Raw genomic sequence first — 1569 nt, forward strand, 5'->3', positions numbered from 1 at the left:
CCGCCGACGAGACCAACGTGCGCTTCGGCAGCGCGATGAGCGGCGTGTCGGGCAAGGGCGTGGACGCCATCCGCGCGTCGATCGCCGACGCGACGTGGTGCTGGGCACCGCGGCGGCCGGCGTGCAGGTGATCAGCGAGGCCGACCGCGCGGTGGCCACGCGGCTGCTGGTGGCGGCCGACGTGAACGCGGTGCCGCCGGAAGGCATCGCCGGCGTGGGCGTGATGGACAGCGGCAAGCTGCTACCCGGCAGCCGCGCGGTGGGCATCGGCGCGCTGGCGATCGGCAACGTGAAGTACCAGGTGCAGCACCGCCTGCTGGTGCGCATGCGCGGCGCGGAGAAGCCGGTCTACCTGAGCTTCCCCGAGGCGCTGGCGGTGGCGCGCGAAGTGCTCGCCGAGACGTGACCCACCTCCGAAGCGCAGGAATGACCCATCCCCGAAGCGCCTGCGGCGCCTCCCGCTCGAGGGGGCGACGCTGGTGGACCGGCAGAGCCGGATCCACGGCGTCTGCGCGCCAGAGCTGCGGCCGGGTGCACGATCGGCGCGTGGGGTCCTGAGATGTCTGCTGCTTCGACGGGCCGCGCGACGCTGGTGGTCGCGGGGCTGTCCGCACGGTGGATGGCGGAGGCGGCGGCGCGTGACGGTTACGACGTGATCGCGCTCGATGTCTTCGGCGACGTGGATACACGGCGCGCCGCGCGGCACTGGGAGTCGATCGGGCGCGACGGCGCACAACTCGGGATCGACCCGCAGCGCACGCTCGCGGCCTTGCGCGCGGCAGCCGCCGATCCGCAGGTGCTGGGCTGGGTCGCGGGCAGCGGCTTCGAGGGTCAGCCCGAGCTGCTGGGCCGCGGCGCGCAGGCGCTGCCGCTGATCGGCACGCCAGCCGAGACGGTGCTGCGCGTGCGCGACCCGGCCGGCTTCTTCGGCATGCTCGACTGGCTGGGCCTGCCGCACCCCGAGGTGCAGTTCGACGCCCCCGATCCGCCGTCGGGCTGGCTGCGCAAGGAGGCGCGCGGGACCGGCGGCTGGCACATCCGGCCGGCCGACGACCCGCACCCGGCCGATCCCGAACAGCAGCCCTATTACCAGCGCGAGGCGCCCGGCACGCCGATGTCGGCGCTGTTCCTCGCCAACGGCCGCGAGGCGCGCGTGCTCGGCATCAGCGAGCTGATCGTCCGGCCGCTCGGCGCGCACCATCCGCATGTCTACCGCGGTGCCATCGGGCCGGTGGCGCTGCCGGCGGCGCTGGCCGTGGGGCTGGACACCACGCTGCACACGCTGGTCGCCGCCTTCGGCCTGCGCGGGCTGTGCAGCCTGGACTTCCTGCTCGACGGCGACCACTGGTCGCTGCTGGAGATCAACCGCGGCCGTCGGCCAGCGCGGCGCTGTACGGCGACACCTGGCGTGGATGCGGGCCATGTCGGCGCCTGCCTGCAGGGCACGCTGCCGTCGGCCGAGACCGCGGCGCCGGCGCCGGCACCGGGCACGCTGCGCGGCAGCGAGATCGTGTTCGCGCGCTGCGCGATGCAGCTGACGGCGGCCCAGGCCGAAGCCCTGGCGTCCCG

Annotated in this window: 1 protein-coding gene and 1 pseudogene; both read left to right on the top strand. The window is 74.9% G+C overall.

The genetic code is table 11. The features are described 5' to 3' along the window. A pseudogene (locus tag Y694_RS21705) lies at positions 1-406 on the top strand (methylenetetrahydromethanopterin dehydrogenase); the annotation flags it as partial. 153 nt (positions 407-559) lie between these two features. After that, a partial coding sequence (locus Y694_RS21710; RefSeq protein WP_036236649.1) for an ATP-grasp domain-containing protein occupies positions 560-1569 on the top strand: 1010 nt, incomplete at its 3' end.

Origin of the sequence: Methylibium sp. T29-B (assembly GCF_000576225.1) — a bacterium.
Classification (GTDB): domain Bacteria; phylum Pseudomonadota; class Gammaproteobacteria; order Burkholderiales; family Burkholderiaceae_C; genus Methylibium; species Methylibium petroleiphilum.